The following is a 17,368-nucleotide window of genomic DNA, read 5'->3' as shown; positions in this document are numbered from 1 at the left end:
CGAGGCCGGCGAGGCCGCGCGCATGATCGTGACCGGCAAGCCCGTGCCGGCGGGCTGGGCCCACGATCTCGGCCTGGTCCGTGCGGTGCTGGCGGGCGAGGATATCCGCGCCGCGGCGCTGGACTGGCTCGACGGCCAGGGGATCGAGACCCTCGGCCTGCCGCTCCAGCCGGATGCCGCCCCGGCGCGCGAGACCGATCTCCAGTCGGCGATCGGCAAGGAGCTCGCACGGGCGAAAAAGACGGTCGGCCCGTCGGCGCCGGCGGGCGCGCTCGCCGCTCTGGAGGCGGCCTCCCGCCTGCCGCTCGGCGACGGGCTCACACGCGAGCGCGAGATCTTCGAGACCCTCGTGGTGAGCAATGAATCCGCCTCGCTGCGCCATGCCTTCTTCGCCGAGCGCCAGGCCGGCAAGCTCGATGGCGCGCCGGAACCCCGGCCCGTTGCGACGGTCGCGATCCTCGGCGGCGGCACCATGGGAACCGGCATCGCGCTCGCCTGCCTCAATGCGGGGCTTCAGGTGACGCTGCGCGAGGTCGACGCGGAGGCTGCCGGGCGCGCCCGCACGCGGATAACCGACCAGCTCGATGCCGACCTCGCCCGCGGCCGCATCGACCGGGAGGGACTTGCCGCACGCACCGGGCGGCTGACGACGACGGCGGCGCTTGAGGACATTGCCGGCGCCGACCTGCTCGTCGAGGCGGTGTTCGAGGACATGGACCTCAAGATGTCCGTCCTGGAGGCGGCATCGCGCACGGTCGGGCCGGATTGCGTGATCGCCACCAACACCTCCTATCTCGATGTCGACCGCATGGGCGACGCGGTCGCGGATCCCGGGCGCTTTGTCGGCATGCACTTCTTCAGCCCGGCCTGGATCATGAAGCTCGTGGAGGTGATCCGCGCGAGGCGGGCGAGCCCCGAAACGCTGTCCACCGCGCTGGCCTTCGCCCGCAAGATCGGCAAGATGCCGGTGCTCGCGGGCGTCTGCCACGGCTTCATCGGCAACCGCATGTGGGAGCGCTATCAGAGGGAGGCCGCCTATCTCGTCGAGGAGGGCGCGACGCCGGAGCAGGTCGACAAGGCGCTGACCGGATTCGGCTTCGCCATGGGACCCTTCGCGGTCGCCGATCTCGCGGGCCTCGATGTGGACTGGCGCATGCGCCAATCGCGCCCGAGGGCCGAAGGCGAGCACTATCCGCGCGCCGCCGACCGGCTGTGCGAGCTCGGCCGCTACGGCCAGAAGACCAATGCGGGCTGGTACCGCTACGAGCCCGACAGCCGGACGCCCGTTCCCGATCCGGAAGCCGTGGAGATTGCCCATGCGCTCGCGCGCGAGGACGGCATCGCGCAGCGTGTCGTCTCCGACGAGGAGATCGTGGAGCGTGCGGTGCTGCAGCTCGTCAATGCGGGAGCGGAGCTCCTGGGCGAGGGGATCGCGGAGCGCGCAAGCGATGTCGACGCGGTCTGGCTGCACGGCTACGGGTTTCCGCGCTGGCGCGGCGGCCCGCTCTTCTACGGCGCGCGCCGGGGGTGGCGGGAGATCGCGAAGCGGCTGGAGGCCTATGCCGCCAGGAGCGGCGAACGCTGGACGCCGGCGCCGGCGATCCTCGCGGCCGCGCGCGACGGCGTCGATCTCGACGAGGCGGTCGGGGAGCCGGTCTGATGGCCTCCGGGCGCACCCCGCCGCCGGGGCGCGGGGACTATGCCGTCCTGCGCCCGATCACCACGCGCTGGGCCGACAACGACGTCTACGGCCACGTCAACAATGTGGTCTATTATGCGTTCTTCGACACGGTGGTGAACGGCTATCTCGTCGAGCGCGGCCTTCTCGACATTGCCGGCAGTGCGACCATCGGCCTGGTGGTGGAGACGCAGTGCCGCTACTTCGCGCCAATCTCCTTCCCCGAGCCCGTGACCGGTGGGCTCAGGGTGGAGCATATGGGCCGGTCCAGCGTGCGCTACGGCATCGCCATCTTCGGCGGCGATGCCGACACCGCCTCGGCGGCCGGCCATTTCGTCCATGTCTATGTGGACCGCGAGACCCGCCGGCCCGTGCCCCTGCCGGACGACCTGCGCGCCGTCCTCGAAACGCTGGCCGTCACGCCCGGCGGCGCGGGATGACGAGCGCAAGGACCAGCGCGCACACGGCGATGAAGGTGAGGACGGCGTTGGCGGCGTGGGCATATTCCCACTGTGTGCGCAGGGCCTCCCAGTTCTCCGGCACGACGGTCCAGTTCCGCGTCGCCCGGTTCGCCGGATAGGTCCAGGTGAAGAAGATCGCCAGCGTCGCCGCGACGAGCAGGAAGGCTGATCCGGCGAGCGCGCAGTGGAGGCCGGTTCCGCGCAACAGCACGGTCAGGGCCAGATTGGCGATGAGCGCGCCGATCAGCACGGTGCCGAACAGTGCCCAGCCGCGATAGATGGTCTGGACGACGAAGTAGTCGTCCTGCGTCAGCGCGAGCTTCGCCGGCATCTCGAACAGATGGGCCCCGGCGGGGACCAGCGCGAGCGCGGTGAGGACGACGGCGAGAAACTGCACGATCCTGAGCGTCATGGGCATCTCCGCTGGCGATGCCCGTATCTGTCTCACGGGCCCGCGCCGCCGCGCAAGTCATGGGCGATGCGGGCGGGCGCGTTCACCCGCTGCGGAACAGGACGGTCGGCAGCCACAGGGCGATGTCGGGGAAGGCCGTCAGGATGGCCGCGGCAAGGCACATGAGCATGAAGAACGGCACGGCGGCGCGGGCGACTTCGCCGATGGGCCGGCCCGTCAGCCCCTGGAGCACGAACAGGTTGAAACCGACGGGCGGCGTCACCTGGCCAAGCTCGACCATGACCACGAGGAACACACCGAACCAGACCGGATCGAACCCCGCCTGGACGATCAGCGGCAGGGTGATCGGCAGGCTCATGACGGTGATCGAGATGCCGTCGAGGAAGAGCCCGAGCAGGATGTAGAAGGCCGCGAGCACGACGATCAGCCCGTAGGGGCCGAGATCGAGCCTGGTGATGGCCGCCGCGATGTTCTGCGGCACATGCAGGTAACCCATGGCCGTCGACAGGAAGGCGGCGGCGACGAGGATCGAGCAGACCATGCACGACACCCTGACCGCGCCCATGAGCGAATCGACGAAGATGCGCCAGGTGAGCTGGCGCATGAGGAGGGTGAGCACGATGGTCGCCGCGCAGCCGACGGCGGCGGCTTCCGACGGCGTGGCGATGCCGGAATAGATCGAGCCCAGGACCAGAACGATCAGCACGAGCACGGGCAGGAGGTCGCCCGCCGCCTTCAGGCGTCCGAGCCAGCCGAACCGTTCCCCGGTTGGCGGCGCGAGGCCGGGATCGGCGATGCAGCGCAGCGCGATATAGCCCGTATAGAGCCCGGAGACGAGGAGCCCCGGCAGGATGCCGGCGGCGAAGAGCTGGGCGATGGAGACTTCCGCGAGCAACCCGTAGATGATCATCACGATGGAGGGCGGGATGAGCAGGCCGAGGCTGCCCGCCCCGGCCAGCGAGCCGAGCGCCAGCGATCGGTCGTAGCCGCGCGAATTGAGCTCCGTCGTGGTGATCTTGCCGACGGTCGCGGTGGTCGCAGCGCTCGATCCGCTGACGGCGGCAAACAGCGTGCAGCCCGCGACATTGGTGTGCAGCAGCCCGCCGGGAATACGGTCGACGAGGGGCGCGAGCCCCCGGAACAGCCGCTCCGATATGTCGGTCCGGAAGACGATCTCGCCCATCCACACGAACATGGGGATGGCAGCGAGCTCCCAGGAATTGGCGCTGCGGTAGAGGATCTTGGAGACGATGGCCCCGATGCGCGCCTCCGGGAAACCGGCGATCACCATGAGGCCGGCGATGGAGACCATGAACAGGCCGGCGAACACCCAGGTGCCGACCCCCAGGAAGAAGAAGATGAACAGCAGGATCACAAGGCCGGTGACGAGCGCTTCCATGGGTGTTGCGTGTCCTATTCCCCGCCGACATCCTCGGCAATCGGCGGATCGCCGAGACCGAGGCGTACCAGATAGGCGAAGAGCTGCAGGCCGAACAGGGCGATGCCGGCGAAGACCAGCCCCTCCGGGATCCAGACCGGCACCTCCGCGATCGAGTAGCTCACCGTGCCGCGCGTGTAGTCGCGCGCGAGCTGGCGCCAGAAATACCAGCCGAGGAAGACAGTCAGCGCGAGCGTCATCGCCACGCAGAGCATCTCCGCGGCCCGCCGCGCCGGCCCGTGAAGCCTGACGAGCAGCATGTTGACCCGGATCAGCGCGCCGGTGCGCAGGCTGAAGGCGAGCCCCAGATAGGTCATGGCGGCAACGCCGTAGCCCACGAACTCCGCGGTGACGAAGGTGGAGGTGTCGAACAGGTTCCGCAGAACGATCTCGAGGAGGATATGGCCGACCATGAACACCAGGATGGCCGCGGCCACATAGGCGGCGGCCCTGGATATCCAGTCGACGGCATCCACGATCATGCGCATCGGTTCACCCCCTCCCCGGGATGTGCGCCCGTCGCACGGAACCGGTGCGACCCCTCACCCTCGCGGCGTGTCCCGCACACCGGGTGACGGGGTGGCGAGCCTGCCATGGACGGGCGCTGCTTGCGAGCGGTCCTTACTTCCCGGCCTGCTCGGCGAACTCGTCGAGGATCTTCTGGCCCGTCTCGCCGGTCTTTTCCAGCCAGTCCGCAATGGCGGCCTCGCCGGCCGTGGCGAGCACTTCGAGGAGTTCCGGCGAGACGTCGTCCACATGGACGTTCATGCCGTTCTCGCGCATCGTGTCGTAATTGCCGACGCGCCGCTCGCGCACGAGCTGCCACTGGTGCTCGGTGGTCTCTTCGGCAGCCTCCAGGACGGCCTCCTGCTGCTCGGGGGTGAGCGCGTTGAAGACGTCGAGATTCATGTGCGTCATGTTGAGCGGCGAGGCGTAGTTCACCTCCGAGAAATCGCTCAGATACTCCCACAGGCTCGCCGCCGCGCCGCCATCGGCGGAGGTGAGCACGGCACCGATGCCGCCGGTGTTGAGCTGGGGCACCACATCCGCCCAGCTCAGCTGGATCGGCGCGGCCCCGACATCGCGGAAGGTGATCGTGCCATTGGCGTCATAGGTGCGGATCTTGAGGGTCTTCACGTCGCCCGGCGCGATGACGGGCGTCTTGGACCAGATGCCGCTCGGCGGCCAGGGCGAGGCGTAGAGGAGCTTCTGGTTGTTCTCCTCGAAGATCTTCTCGTAATACGGCCTGGCGACCTCCCACAGAAGCTTCGCCTCGTCGATGGAGGAGGCGACGAAGGGCAGCGACGAGAGCAGGAACATCGGATCGATGCCGGAGAGCGGCCCGACAAAGGTGTCCGCGATGGGCACCGCCCCGTCGGCCACCGCATCGAACTGGTCGACCGACTTGTAGCCGAGCGAGCCGCCGAAATGGTGCGTGATGGTGATCTCGCCGTCCGTCTTCTGTGACAGCGCGTCGGCGAAATACTTGTCGCCGAGCGCATGGATCGAGGTGGCGTTGTACTCGTTGGGCATGTCCCATTCGATGGCCATGGCCGGCTGGGCCGCCAGGCCCGCCAGCACGGCACCGGTCGCCAGTCCCTTCAGGATTGTTCTGTTCATCGCTTGTCTCCCTCCTTGTCGAACAATCTGCGTCCGGCCGGACACAGGTTACTCTTCCGGCGAGCCCGCCTCGCCGTAATGCCGGGCCATATAGGCCTCGGAGAACTTGCCGCTGCGGCGGTCCTCGTCGCGCGCCTCCGCCGAACGCTCCCGCGGATCCCCATATCCCCCCGCGCCGGGCGTTTCCACGACGATGCACTGATCGGGGGCGAGCGCAACCCCGGACGGCTTGATCGGCAGCGTGACCGGTTCTCCGCCGTCGGTTTCCTGCACGAAGCGTCCGCTGCCGCCGGGCTGGCCGCCGAACACGCCCCAGGGCCGGTTGCGGAACCGTTCGCCCGCCCCGTTGAACACGCAGTCGCGGCCGACCGGGCGGATGCGGCGTCGCAGCCCCATGCCGCCGCGCCAGCGTCCGGCGCCGCCGGAGTCCTCCACGAAGCCGTAGGACTCCACGCGCAGCGGATACTCCATCTCGATGGCCTCGACGGGCAGGTTGGACGTGTTGGTGATATGCACCTGCACGCCGTCCTTGCCGTCGCGGTCGTTGCGCGCGCCCATACCGCCGCCGAGCGTCTCCAGATAGACATAGGGCTCGCCGGTGCGCGGATCGACCCCGGCGAAGACGGCCGTGGTGTTCGCGCCGTTGGCCGCACCGATGACCCGGTCGGGAAGTACCTCCGCCATGGCGCCGATGACCACGTCGATGATCCGCTGGCAGGTATTGGCCCGCGCGGCGACCGGCGCCGGAGGCCGGCAATTGACGAGCGTTCCCTCCGGAACCTCGACGCGAAGCACGTCGATCACGCCCTGATTGTTCGGTGCGTCGGGGTCGAGCAGCGCCTTCATGGCGTAGCACACCGCCGACTGGGCGGCGTTCAGCGTGGTGTTGATATTGCCCTTCACCTGGGGGTCGGTGCCGTCGAAATCGAACAGGATTCCGTCGCCCGACTTGGTGATCCGGAGCCTGATGGCGACATCGACCGTGCCGAGCCCGTCGTCGTCCATGACGTCCTCGAAGCGCCATTCCCCGTCGGGCAGGGCGGCGACGGCGGAGCGCATGCGCGCCTCGGTGCGCGAGACGATCTCGTCGAAGGAGCCCGCCACCGCCTCGCGGCCGAACCGTTCCACCAGTTCAAGAAGGCGTGTGCGACCGAGCCGGCAGGCGGCGATCTGGGCGTTGAGGTCGCCGCGGCGCTCCGCCGGCACGCGCATGTTGAGCAGCATGAGGTCGAGCAGGTCGCCCTGCAGCTCGCCCGCGCGATAGAGCTTGAGCACGGGAATGCGCAGGCCTTCCTGGTAGATCTCCGACAGCCCGCCCGCCATGGAGCCGGGAACCGTGCCGCCGACATCGGCATGGTGGGCGATATTGCAGACGAAGGCGATGGGCTCGCCGTCCACGAAGACCGGCATGGCCATGTTGATGTCGGGCAGGTGGGTGCCGCCGGCCACATGGGGATCGTTGGCCACGAAGATGTCGCCATCCTCCATGGAGGCGACGTCGTAGCGCGACAGCAGCGCCTTCATGAGGCCGATCATGGAGGCGAGATGGATGGGCAGCGCCTGGTCGGCCTGTGCGATCAGCCGGCCATCGAGATCGCAGATGGCGGTCGAATGGTCGCGCCGCTCCTTGATGTTGGTGGAGAAGGAGGAGCGCATCAGCGCGATGAAGCTCTCGTCGGTCACCGAGCGCAGGCCGTTGCCGATGATCTCCAGCGTGACGGGATCGAGTTTCGGGCTGTCAGTCATTGGCGACCTCGATGATGAGATTGAGGGCATCGTCGATCCGGGCGCGGTCGCCGGGCCACAGCACGGTGGTGGCGTCGAGCTGGTCGACGATGGCGGGGCCGGCGATCTCGTGTCCCGGTGCGAGGCGGGCCCGGTCGTAGACGCGTGCCGTCTCCGGCTCGGCGCCCGCATACCAGACGGGCCGCTCGCCGACCGGGCGCGCGGCGTCCTGCGCGGCCGGCCGCGACGGGGCGGGCGGGCGCTTCAGCCGGCCGATGGCGGTGAGCCTGAGCGTCATCACCTCGACCGGCGCGTCCGGGTCGTAATGGCCATAGGCGCGCTCGTGCTCGGCGAAGAACAGCGCCTTCAGCCGCTCCGCGTCGGGAATGGCGGGGGCGCCGCCGTCGCCGTCATGCTCGCCGACCGGTACGCGCAGCTCGTAGTTCTGGCCGATATAGCGCATGTCGAGAATGAGCCGCACCGCCCGGCGGTCGGTCGGAATGTCCTCGCGCGCGAACCATTCGCCGGCTTCGTGCGCGAGCGCCCTGGCGGGCTCGGCGAGCGCGGCGGGGTCCTCGCGGTCGACGATCAGGCGGTGCGTCGCGGTGAAGTCCTCCTGGAGGTCGGTCACGATCAGGCCGTGCGCGCACAAAATGCCGGGGGAGACCGGCACGATCACCTCGCCGATACCGAGCGCGCGGGCCACCTCCACGCCATGCAGCGCGCCCGCCCCGCCGAAGGGCATCAGCGCGAAGTGCCGCGGATCGTGGCCGCGCTCGACGGAGACGGCCCGGATCGCGCCGACCATATTGGCTGTGACGATCCTCAGAATGCCCTGCGCGGCGGCCTCGACGCTCTCGCCGAGCCGGTTGGCGATGGGCCGGATCGCAGCCTCCGCCGCCGCCCTGTCGAGGGTCATCGACCCGCCGATCAGCGTGTCCGACAGCCGGCCGAGCACGAGATTGGCGTCGGAGACGGTCGGCTCCTCGCCGCCGCGTCCGTAACAGGCGGGCCCCGGGAAGGCGCCGGCGCTCGCCGGGCCGACCTTCACCAGCCCGTCGGGGCCGAAATGGGCTATGGAGCCGCCGCCCGCGCCCACCGTGTTGATGTCGATGGCCGGCAGGCGCACCGGGAAGCCCGCAACGTCGCGCTCGAAGGTCATGTCGGCGCGCCGGTCGCGGATCAGGCAGACATCGGCGCTGGTGCCGCCCATGTCGAGCGTGATGACATTGTCCCGGCCGGCCAGCCGCGCCGTCTCGATGGCGCCGACCGCGCCGGCGGCGGGCCCCGACAGCGCGGTGCGGATCGGGTAGCGCTCCGCGCGCTCCACCGACATCAGCCCGCCGCTCGACTGGTTGATGCCGATCTGGGCCTCCGGCGCGCGGGCGCCGAGCGCCTCGGCGAGGCGGTGCATGTAGCGGCTCACCCCGGGCTGCAGATAGGCGTTGATGACGGTGGTGGAGAACCGCTCATATTCGCGGAACTCCGGCTGGACATTGCTCGACAGCGAGACGAAGAGGTCCGGGCGGGCGGCCTTCAGCGCCTCGCCGATGCGCCGTTCGTGGTCCGGCGCGAGAAAGGCGAAGATCAGGCAGACCGCGCAGGCCTCCGCGCCGCTCGCGATCACCTGTTCCACGCAGGCCTCTATGGCCTCGTCGGTGAGGTCCGCGATCACCTGGCCCTCCGGGCCGACGCGCTCGGCGACCTCGAAGCGGTGCTCGCGCGCCACCAGCGGCGGCGGGTTGTCGGCCTTCAGGCTGTACATGCGCGGCCGGGTCTGCCTGCCGATTTCCAGGAGATCGCGGAAGCCGTCCGTGGTGACGAGCGCCACCGGCGCGCCGCGGCGCTGGATCAGCGCGTTGGTCGCGACCGTCGTGCCGTGGGCGAGCCGCAGGATGGCCTCCGGCGGGATCTCCTCGCGCTCCAACAGCTCGTCGAGCCCGGTGAGGATCGCCCGCGAGGGATCGTCCGGCGTGGAGGGAACCTTGTGGACGAGCGCGTGGCCCGAGGCCGTGTCGAACGCGTAGAAGTCAGTGAATGTGCCGCCCACATCCACGCCGATGAACCAACTCATGCCTCTCCCGTCCCCATCGTCAGGCTGTTGCGATCTGCTGGCGAGCCATGCAGAATGACTGGCTGTATGCATTGGATATACAGTTTGCTTGACTGTCAACCGGGTATGTTCGAAACAGGCCGTGCGGCGCAGGGCCGGCAGGCGGTGGAACCGAAACGGACGGGCAGACCATGCGAGTGACGACGAGCGAGCGCATCTATCGCGATTTGCGCAAGCGCATCCTGTCGCTCGAGTTCCCGCCCGGCGCGGAGCTTGAGGAGAATGCGCTGGTCGCCACGCTCGGCACCTCGCGCACGCCGATCCGGGAGGCGCTCATCCGGCTCGCCTCGGAGGGGCTGGTGCTCATGTCGGTTGGCCGCAGCGCGCGCGTCATGCCTCTGGAGGTGACCGATCTCAGGGGCTTCTTCGAGGCGCTCGACCTGACCTCGCGCGCCATCAACCGGCTTGCCGCGCTGCGGGCCGAGCCGGACCAGCTGGAGCGTATCCGTGCCGGGATGGTGCGCTTCGAGGACGGTGCCGCGGCCAAGGACGGCGTCGCCATGAGCGAGGCCAACCACGCCTTCCACGAGGCCATCGGCGAGGCGGCGCATAACAGTCACCTCCTGCTCTCCTACCGGCGGCTCCTGACCCAGAGCCTGAGGATCGTGCGGTTCTGCTTCACCTCCGCGCCCTTCGAGGAGGAGAGCCTGCAGGCCCATCTCGCCCGCACGCTCGCCGATCACCGCGGCATGGCCGAGGCGATTGCGGAGCGCGACGCCGACCGGGCCGACGAGATCGCCTCGGCCCATTGCGACCTGTTCCGCAACCGGGTGAACGCCATATTGCTGAAGCCCCCGCGCGATCTGGCGACGGTGCGGATCACGTCCGTCGACGAGAGCTAGAGCGCTTTCAGGAAAAGTGGAGACCACGTTTCCGGTTCGAAAGCGCGGCGATACAGGGACCTGGAGGGCATTGAGTGAACATGGGTTCACGAAATGCGCTCCAGCGGCCGCTGCCGGCAGCGTTTGTTGCGGCGCAATAACATCAGCGTTGCAGCCTATGCACAACGCGTAGTCAATTGCTCCTCACATTGCCGGATTTTTCCGCAAGCCCCAGAAGTTATGCGGTGTTGCCATGCGTTTTGCGCATGCGAACCATGCTGCGTTTTTTATATTGCAACGCAACAATACCGTGCTATCTATAGATCCAGAGAACACAAGATGGAAACGCCTCGCATCCATGTGACTTGGACCGAGGAGCAAGGTTTCATGAGAACGACCCTTACACAGACAACCCCGCTGGGTGCCGATCTCGGCAGCCGCGTCGGCCGCGGCCTCTCCGTGGCCTTCAACGGCACGCGCCGCGTCCTCGCACGCGGGCTTGAGCTTCTGGTCGAGGCGCGCCACCGCGAGGCGGAGCGCGAGATCGAGCGCATCGTCAGGCTGCATAGCGGCATCCCCGACGAGATCCGCCAGCAGTTCCTGAAGCGTCCGTCCCGCAAGGGCTGACACCGGACACAATCGGCAGGCACCGGCCCGGCGCGTCAGTTGCGCGGGGGCCGGTGCAGCGCCACCCCCAGCATCACCAGCGCGATACCGGCCACGTCCTCCGGCGAGGGGATCTGAGCCAGCACGACAAGGCCGACAATGGCCGCCGTCGCGGGCAGGAGCGCCAGCATGAGCGCGAAACTCGCCCGCGGCAGCCGCGACAGCGCGAGCTGGTCGCACAGATAGGGGATGACCGAGGAGCATATCCCGACGCCCAGCCCCGCAAGGATCAGGACGGGATCGGAGAAGGCCGCCAGCACCTCGCGCAGGCCAACCGGCAGGACGGCGAGAAACGCGATCGCCATCGCCGCGCCGAGCCGTTCCACCCCGCCCGCCGCGCCGTCGCGCGCGATGGTGTGGCCCAGCACGATATAGCCCACGAACAGCGCCCCGTTGGCGAACGCCCAGGCGAGCCCCACCGGATCGCTCGCCCAGCGCACATCGATCAGGATGAAGACACCGGTCGCGGCTGTCGCGAGCGCCGCCGCATTGCGCCATGTCCGCAGCCCGAAGAGCGCGACGCCGATCGTGCCGACGAACTCGATGGCCGCGACAAGGCTGATCGGCAGTCGGTCGAGCGCCAGATAGAAGCTCGTGTTCATGGCCGCCAGGCAAAGGCCCAGCGCGGCCAGCAGCACCCGCTCGTGTGTCCCGGCCCGGCGCAGGGCGCGCCACGGCCTCGTCCACGGCGCGAAGATCAGCGCGGCCGATCCGATCCGCAGCCAGGCCACGCCGAGCACCCCGACAGCCGGAAAAAGCAGCACGGCGAAGGACGGCCCCAGATAGTGGAAGACGGCGCTGACCGCGAACCACGCCTTGGGCGGGATGGCGCCGGAAACCCTGTCGACTTGCGAGGTGCCTTGCATCATGGGTCACAGGATGCGAGGCTCGACCCTTGCGATCCATGGCGGAACGCGGCGTGGATCCGGCTTGTTACATTGGATTCGCAGGCCAAGCGGATGAAACGCCTTCGTTATGAAAACGGACCGCTCGATCCGGTCGACGCCCGCATCGTGGCGCTGCTCGCGCAGGACGCCCGCATCACCATGGCCGATCTCGCGCGCCGCGTCGGTCTGTCCGCTCCGAGCGTGAGCGAGCGGGTGAGACGGCTGGAGGAGGCGGGCGTCATCGAGGGCTACGGCGCCCGGGTCAATCCGGCAGCACTCGGCCTCGCCCTCTCCGCTTGGCTGCGCATCCGCCCCGTGCCGGGCGAGCTCCGGCAGGTGGCCACGCTTCTCGGCGAGATCGACGCCATCGTGGAATGCGACCGGGTGACCGGCGAGGACTGCTTCGTCGCCCGCGTCCATGTCGCCTCGGTCGCCGAGCTGGAGGCCGTGATCGACCGTATCGCGCCCCACGCCATGACCAACACCGCCATCGTCCAGTCCTCGCCGGTGCCCCGCCGGCTGCCGCCCATACCCGCCGGAGGCGCCACATGACGCACCGCTCCCGCCCGTCGCGTTTCGTGGCCGGCGTCTTCGCGCGCCTGGCGCTGGCCCTTGCCCTGACGGCGCTCGCGGCCGGCCTTGCCGGGGCTGCCGACCGCGCGCAGGTGGAGCGCCAGTTCCATGCGTGGCTCACCGGCACCGTCTGGCCGGATGCGCGCACACAGGGGGTTTCGGCCGAGACCTTCAGGGCGGCGGGCGAGGCGCTCACGCTCGACTGGTCGCTTCCCGGCCTCGTGCCGCCGGGCTCGGGCGCACGCGTTCCGGAGGAGCAGCACCAGGCGGAGTTCCGCGCGCCGGGGCGCTATTTCTCCGAAAGCCAGTTCGCCCCGCTGGAGCGCATCGCGCGCGCCAGGATGGGCCAGTGGTCGAAGACCCTCGCCGCGGTGGAGCGCCGCTATGGCGTTCCCGGCGGAATCGTCGTCGCCATCTGGGGCCGCGAATCCGCCTTCGGCAACGCCAAGCTCGCCTACAACGCGCTCCGCGTCGTCGCGACCCGGGCCTTCATGGATACCCGCCCGGAGGTCTATTATCCCGAGCTCATCGCCGGCCTCGTCATGCTCGAGCGCGGCCATGTGCGGCTCGCCTCCATGGCGAGTTCATGGGGCGGGGCCATGGGCCAGCCGCAGTTCCTGCCGTCGAAGTTCCTCGACTATGCGGTGGATTTCGATGGCGACGGGCGCCGCGACATCTGGCAGTCCGTGCCGGACACGCTCGCCTCCATCGCCAACTATCTCAAGGCCCATGGCTGGCAGGCCGGCCGGCCCTGGGGCGTCGAGGTGACCGTGCCGAAGGGCGATTATTGCGTTCTGGAGGGCCCGCATCAGGGCCGCTCGCTCGCCGACTGGCGCAAATACGGCGTCAGCCCCGCCGGCGGCGGCGCCTTCCCGAAGGCGATGGATCGCGGCGAGCTCTTCCTGCTCATGCCCGGCGGGCGGCTCGGCCCTGCCTTCCTCGTCACGCGCAATTTCTATGTGCTGAAGGACTACAACGAATCCGACGTCTATGCGCTGTTCGTCGGCCATCTCGCCGACCGGATGCGGGGCGGGGGCGCCATTCGCGGGCGCTGGTCGACCAGGGGCGGCTTCAGCCGCGGCGATGTGCGCGCCATGCAGGAGCGCCTCGTGGCGGACGGTCACGATGTCGGCGGTGTCGACGGGCTCATCGGGTTCCGCACCCGCATCGCGGTCGGCCAGTGGCAGCGCGCCCATGGCCGTCCCGCCACCTGTTTCCCCGATGCGGACCTCGTGCGCGAGATCGCCCGGTCGCGCTAGGCCGGATTGCGGACAGGTTGAAACAGACCGCCGGGCCGGCGGCTGCCGTGCCCGGGTGCCGTCATGATGTCTCGTCGTCGATCAGCGGGTTGGGCTGGGCGAGTTTGGCGAGCGCGGCGGCGTCGGCGATGGTGACGGTGGGACCGGTCACCTCCACGCCATAGGGCTTCAGCGTGTTGAAGGCACGCGAGAGGTTCTCCGGCGTCATGCCGATGAGCGAGGCGATGGTGCGCTTGTCGTGGGGAAGCGTGACGGTGCCGTGCGCGCCCTGTTCCGCGTCATACCGCAAAAGGCGGTTGGCGAGCCGTTCCACGGCGGTGCGCAGCTTCAGGTCCTTCTGCTCCTTGACCACCGTTCTGTAGGAATTGGCCAGCTCCACGACGATGGCGCGGGCGAAGGCGTCGTCGCGCGCGAAGGCCTCGCGGACATTCTCCGAGGGGATGAGCAGGATCCGGGACTTGTGCGCGGTCCGCGCGGACATGAGATAGACCGCGTCCTTGAGCACGGCGGCAAGGATGAAGGCGTTCACCGGGCGCACCATCGCCATGGTGGTCTCGCGCCCGTTCGCGTGGGCGAACAGCTCGACGCAGCCCTCCATGACCACATAGAGGAAATCCGCCGGATCACCCTCGGCGATGAGATCGAGCTGTGCCGGAAAGGTCTGGAGATAGGCGGCCTGCACGAGATCCTCGAAGCTGGCCTCGGCCATGCTCCGGAACAATCCCAATGCACGCACTGCGGGAAGGTCTGAGGATCGCAAAACTCAATCCTTGATGTTTGTCAATTGATTGCTTGATATATCTAACATGCTCCGAAGACGTTCTCAATACCACCCTTGATTTCAGTATTATTGAAGCATGTCTTTTGTGTATCGCAGTTTTGTTTCTCCCGTGCACTGAAATATATTGATCTGTATCAAGTCGAAACTGTCCCCTCTTCTCCAGAACACGCTGTGTGTGTCAATATACGTGTCTGCGAAGACGCGTCATTCCGGGGGCCGCCCATGCACTCTCCCATCGACGTGACAGCGCGCCAGCAGTCCCAGATGCTCGGCATGAGCACGGTCGCCTTCGTGGCCTGCTTCGCGGTCTGGACCATCTTCTCGATCATCGGCGTGCGGATAAAGCAGGATCTCGGCCTGTCCGACACCGAGTTCGGGCTCCTGGTCGCCACGCCCATCCTGACCGGTTCGGTCAGCCGGATCTTCCTCGGCATCTGGACGGACCAGTATGGCGGACGTCTCGTCTATACGCTGGTCATGGTCGCCGCCGCCGTCGCCACATGGCTGCTGTCGACGGTGTCGACCTATCCGATGTTCCTGCTGGCCGCGCTCGGCGTGGGGCTGGCGGGCGGCTCCTTCGCGGTCGGCATCGCCTATGTCTCCAGATGGTTCCCGCAGGAGCGCCAGGGCACGGCGCTCGGGATCTTCGGGGTCGGCAATGTCGGCGCCGCGGTGACCAATTTCGGCGCGCCGTTCCTGCTCGTGGCGCTCGGCTGGCAAACCACCGCGCAGATCTATGCGGCCGTTCTCCTGGCCATGGCCGTCATATTCTTCCTGTTCACGAAGGAGGACCCCGCGACCGCGGCACGCAAGGCGCGCGGGGAGAAACCGCGCTCGACCCTCCTGGAGCTGGAACCGCTGCGCAAGCTTCAGGTCTGGCGTTTCGCCCTCTACTACTTCTTCGTCTTCGGCGGCTTCGTGGCGCTCGCGCTCTGGCTGCCGCGCTATCTGGTGGGCGTCTACGATCTCGATATCCGGGCAGCCGGCATGATCGCGGCGGCCTATTCGGTCCCCGCCTCCATCTTCCGGGCCTATGGCGGGCATCTCGCCGACCGGCGCGGCGCGCGCACCGTGATGTACTGGACCTTCGGCGTCTGCGCGGTGCTGACCTTCATGCTGTCCTATCCCGACACCGACTATGTGATCCACGGGATCCACGGCCCCATCGTCTTCTCCACCAGCATGGGGCTCGTGCCCTTCGTCGTCGCGATCTTCATGCTGGGCTTCTTCATGTCGCTCGGCAAGGCGGCGGTCTACAAGCACATTCCCGTCTACTATCCCGACCATGTCGGCTCGGTCGGCGGCCTCGTCGGCATGATCGGCGGCCTCGGCGGCTTCGTCCTGCCCATCGCGTTCGGCGCCATGCTCGACCTGACGGGCGTGTGGACGAGTTCCTTCGCCCTGCTCTTCGCCATCGTCGCGGCGGCGATGGTGTGGATGCACTTCTCCATCCGCGCCATGGAGCGCGAGGCGCTCTCCGACGAGCTCGGCGCGCTTCCCGAGCTCCCCGAGATGAAGCCGATCCACGGGCCGGAGAAAAAGGGCGCGCTCGCGGGCGTCATCGAGGACTGGCGGCCGGAGGACGAGACCTTCTGGGCCGAACGCGGCCGGCGCATCGCCAACCGGAACCTCTGGATCTCCATCCCCGCCCTGCTGCTCGCCTTCTCCGTCTGGATGGTGTGGAGCGTGGTGGTCGCCAAGCTGCCCACCATCGGCTTCGCCTACACCACCGACCAGCTCTTCTGGCTGGCGGCCCTGCCCGGCCTGTCGGGGGCGACGCTGCGCATCTTCTATTCCTTCATGATCCCGATCTTCGGCGGGCGGTTGTGGACGACGCTGACCACGGCCTCGCTGCTCATTCCCGCCTTCGGGATCGGCTATGCGGTGCAGAATCCGGACACGCCCTATCTGATCTTCCTCGTCCTCGCCCTCCTGTGCGGGTTCGGCGGCGGCAACTTCGCCTCCTCCATGGCCAACATCTCCTACTTCTTCCCGAAGAGGGAGAAGGGCAACGCGCTCGCGCTCAATGCCGGGCTCGGCAATCTGGGCGTGTCGGTCATGCAGTTCCTGGTGCCGCTGGTCGTCACCACCGGCGCCTTCGCGGCCGTCGTCGGCGACGGCCAGACGGCGGCGGACGGGACGATGCTGTGGCTGCAGAATGCCGGCTTCGTGTGGGTGCCCTTCCTGATCGTGTCGACCGCGCTTGCCTGGTTCGGCATGAACGATATCGCGTCGGCGCGCGCCTCCTTCTCCGAGCAGGCGGTCATCTTCTCTCGCTTCCACAACTGGGTGATGTGCTGGCTCTATACCGGCACCTTCGGCTCCTTCATCGGCTATTCGGCCGGCTTCCCGCTGCTGACCAAGACGCAGTTTCCGGCCGTCGACGCGCTGTCCTTCGCCTTCCTCGGGCCCTTCGTCGGCGCGCTCAGCCGCGCCGGCACCGGCTGGGTCTCCGACCGCTATGGCGGCGGGCGCGTCACCTTGTGGACCTTTGTCGGCATGATCGTCGCGGTCGCCGGCGTGCTCTACTTCCTGGCCATCAAGGACCAGCCGGGCGCGTTCTGGGGCTTCTTCGCCTGCTTCATGGCGCTGTTCTTCCTGACCGGCGTCGGCAATGCGTCGACCTTCCAGATGATCCCCACCATCATGCGCCAGGAGGTCGCGCGCCTGATGCCGGGGATGGACGATGCCCAGCGGCTGAAGCAGGCCGAGCGCGAGAGCGCGGCCATCGTCGCCTTCACCTCCGCGATCGCCGCCTATGGCGCCTTCTTCATCCCGAAGGCCTACGGCACCTCCATCGCCATGACCGGCGGACCGCAGGCCGCGCTGTGGAGCTTCCTCGGCTTCTACGTCACCTGCGTGCTGGCGACCTGGGTCTTCTACACGCGCAAGAACGCTCCGGTCCCCTGCTGAACCGACCGACACGAAAGGACA

Annotated in this window: 15 protein-coding genes; 7 read left to right on the top strand and 8 right to left on the bottom strand. The window is 68.3% G+C overall.

The window, feature by feature from the left end; all coding sequences use genetic code 11:
* Positions 1–22: 22 nt before the first annotated feature.
* Positions 23–1,660: a 3-hydroxyacyl-CoA dehydrogenase family protein gene (locus HW532_RS11615; RefSeq protein WP_213160641.1), complete on the top strand. Its 1,638-nt coding sequence runs from the start codon at positions 23–25 to the stop codon at positions 1,658–1,660.
* Positions 1,660–2,118, top strand: coding sequence for an acyl-CoA thioesterase (locus tag HW532_RS11610; protein WP_213160640.1), 459 nt, complete (start codon positions 1,660–1,662; stop codon positions 2,116–2,118). The genes HW532_RS11615 and HW532_RS11610 overlap by 1 nt, the downstream gene beginning before the upstream one ends.
* Here the strand turns inward: HW532_RS11610 and HW532_RS11605 are convergent.
* From HW532_RS11605 to HW532_RS11580, 6 genes are all read right to left on the bottom strand, one after another.
* Positions 2,096–2,551, bottom strand: a complete 456-nt coding sequence (locus HW532_RS11605) for a DUF1772 domain-containing protein (RefSeq protein WP_213160639.1) — start codon at positions 2,549–2,551, stop codon at positions 2,096–2,098. The two genes, HW532_RS11610 and HW532_RS11605, sit on opposite strands and share 23 nt — an antisense overlap.
* An 82-nt stretch (positions 2,552–2,633) precedes the next feature.
* Positions 2,634–3,950, bottom strand: a complete 1,317-nt coding sequence (locus HW532_RS11600; protein WP_213160638.1) for a TRAP transporter large permease — start codon at positions 3,948–3,950, stop codon at positions 2,634–2,636.
* Positions 3,951–3,964: 14 nt separating this feature from the next.
* Entirely contained in the window at positions 3,965–4,477 is a 513-nt protein-coding gene (locus tag HW532_RS11595; protein WP_213160637.1) for a TRAP transporter small permease, read from the bottom strand.
* Positions 4,478–4,610: 133 nt separating this feature from the next.
* Positions 4,611–5,609, bottom strand: a complete 999-nt coding sequence (locus HW532_RS11590) for a TRAP transporter substrate-binding protein (RefSeq protein WP_213160636.1) — start codon at positions 5,607–5,609, stop codon at positions 4,611–4,613.
* A gap of 48 nt (positions 5,610–5,657) precedes the next feature.
* A complete protein-coding gene (locus HW532_RS11585; protein ID WP_213160635.1) occupies positions 5,658–7,355 on the bottom strand; it encodes a hydantoinase B/oxoprolinase family protein in 1,698 nt (565 codons plus the stop codon).
* On the bottom strand, positions 7,348–9,408 hold the full coding sequence (locus HW532_RS11580) for a hydantoinase/oxoprolinase family protein (RefSeq protein WP_213160634.1): 2,061 nt from the start codon (positions 9,406–9,408) through the stop codon (positions 7,348–7,350). Before HW532_RS11580 ends, HW532_RS11585 begins: the two co-directional genes overlap by 8 nt.
* 170 nt (positions 9,409–9,578) lie before the next feature.
* On the opposite strand from HW532_RS11580, the gene HW532_RS11575 reads away from it, so the two are divergent.
* Both HW532_RS11575 and HW532_RS11570 read left to right on the top strand, forming a co-directional pair.
* Positions 9,579–10,289 (top strand): GntR family transcriptional regulator, encoded by a 711-nt coding sequence (locus HW532_RS11575; RefSeq protein ID WP_213160633.1) that lies wholly within the window; start codon positions 9,579–9,581, stop codon positions 10,287–10,289.
* A 366-nt stretch (positions 10,290–10,655) separates the two neighbouring features.
* Positions 10,656–10,895, top strand: a complete 240-nt coding sequence (locus tag HW532_RS11570) for a hypothetical protein (RefSeq protein WP_213160632.1) — start codon at positions 10,656–10,658, stop codon at positions 10,893–10,895.
* 35 nt (positions 10,896–10,930) lie between these two features.
* Here the strand turns inward: HW532_RS11570 and HW532_RS11565 are convergent, their stop codons facing one another.
* Entirely contained in the window at positions 10,931–11,803 is an 873-nt protein-coding gene (locus tag HW532_RS11565) for an EamA family transporter (RefSeq protein ID WP_213160631.1), read from the bottom strand.
* Positions 11,804–11,893: 90 nt separating this feature from the next.
* On the opposite strand from HW532_RS11565, the gene HW532_RS11560 reads away from it, so the two are divergent.
* Both HW532_RS11560 and HW532_RS11555 read left to right on the top strand, forming a co-directional pair.
* On the top strand, positions 11,894–12,373 hold the full coding sequence (locus HW532_RS11560) for an Lrp/AsnC family transcriptional regulator (RefSeq protein ID WP_213160630.1): 480 nt from the start codon (positions 11,894–11,896) through the stop codon (positions 12,371–12,373).
* Entirely contained in the window at positions 12,370–13,653 is a 1,284-nt protein-coding gene (locus HW532_RS11555; RefSeq protein WP_213160629.1) for a lytic murein transglycosylase, read from the top strand. The genes HW532_RS11560 and HW532_RS11555 overlap by 4 nt, the downstream gene beginning before the upstream one ends.
* 61 nt (positions 13,654–13,714) lie before the next feature.
* Here HW532_RS11555 and HW532_RS11550 read toward each other — a convergent pair whose 3' ends face one another.
* Entirely contained in the window at positions 13,715–14,362 is a 648-nt protein-coding gene (locus tag HW532_RS11550) for a cyclic nucleotide-binding domain-containing protein (RefSeq protein ID WP_246478730.1), read from the bottom strand.
* A gap of 294 nt (positions 14,363–14,656) precedes the next feature.
* Here HW532_RS11550 and HW532_RS11545 point away from each other — a divergent pair, with 294 nt between their 5' ends.
* Positions 14,657–17,347 carry a nitrate/nitrite transporter gene (locus HW532_RS11545; RefSeq protein ID WP_213160627.1) on the top strand — a complete coding sequence of 897 codons (2,691 nt, stop codon included), beginning with the start codon at positions 14,657–14,659 and terminating at the stop codon, positions 17,345–17,347.
* Positions 17,348–17,368 lie beyond the last annotated feature (21 nt).

The sequence above is a fragment of the Kaustia mangrovi genome, assembly GCF_015482775.1.
In the GTDB taxonomy this organism is placed as follows: Bacteria; Pseudomonadota; Alphaproteobacteria; order Rhizobiales; family Im1; genus Kaustia; species Kaustia mangrovi.
The sequence above is the reverse complement of the archived record's forward strand: the minus strand, read 5'-3'. Positions and strand labels throughout refer to the sequence as shown.

Bases quoted from the DNA above. Each gene is read 5' to 3' on its own strand.
- HW532_RS11615 (WP_213160641.1), top strand. From the start codon at position 23: ATGATCGTGACCGGCAAGCCCGTGCCGGCGGGCTGGGCCCACGATCTC.
- HW532_RS11610 (WP_213160640.1), top strand. From the start codon at position 1,660: ATGGCCTCCGGGCGCACCCCGCCGCCGGGGCGCGGGGACTATGCCGTC.
- HW532_RS11605 (WP_213160639.1), bottom strand. From the start codon at position 2,551: ATGACGCTCAGGATCGTGCAGTTTCTCGCCGTCGTCCTCACCGCGCTC.
- HW532_RS11600 (WP_213160638.1), bottom strand. From the start codon at position 3,950: ATGGAAGCGCTCGTCACCGGCCTTGTGATCCTGCTGTTCATCTTCTTC.
- HW532_RS11595 (WP_213160637.1), bottom strand. From the start codon at position 4,477: ATGCGCATGATCGTGGATGCCGTCGACTGGATATCCAGGGCCGCCGCC.
- HW532_RS11590 (WP_213160636.1), bottom strand. From the start codon at position 5,609: ATGAACAGAACAATCCTGAAGGGACTGGCGACCGGTGCCGTGCTGGCG.
- HW532_RS11585 (WP_213160635.1), bottom strand. From the start codon at position 7,355: ATGACTGACAGCCCGAAACTCGATCCCGTCACGCTGGAGATCATCGGC.
- HW532_RS11580 (WP_213160634.1), bottom strand. From the start codon at position 9,408: ATGAGTTGGTTCATCGGCGTGGATGTGGGCGGCACATTCACTGACTTC.
- HW532_RS11575 (WP_213160633.1), top strand. From the start codon at position 9,579: ATGCGAGTGACGACGAGCGAGCGCATCTATCGCGATTTGCGCAAGCGC.
- HW532_RS11570 (WP_213160632.1), top strand. From the start codon at position 10,656: ATGAGAACGACCCTTACACAGACAACCCCGCTGGGTGCCGATCTCGGC.
- HW532_RS11565 (WP_213160631.1), bottom strand. From the start codon at position 11,803: ATGATGCAAGGCACCTCGCAAGTCGACAGGGTTTCCGGCGCCATCCCG.
- HW532_RS11560 (WP_213160630.1), top strand. From the start codon at position 11,894: ATGAAACGCCTTCGTTATGAAAACGGACCGCTCGATCCGGTCGACGCC.
- HW532_RS11555 (WP_213160629.1), top strand. From the start codon at position 12,370: ATGACGCACCGCTCCCGCCCGTCGCGTTTCGTGGCCGGCGTCTTCGCG.
- HW532_RS11550 (WP_246478730.1), bottom strand. From the start codon at position 14,362: ATGGCCGAGGCCAGCTTCGAGGATCTCGTGCAGGCCGCCTATCTCCAG.
- HW532_RS11545 (WP_213160627.1), top strand. From the start codon at position 14,657: ATGCACTCTCCCATCGACGTGACAGCGCGCCAGCAGTCCCAGATGCTC.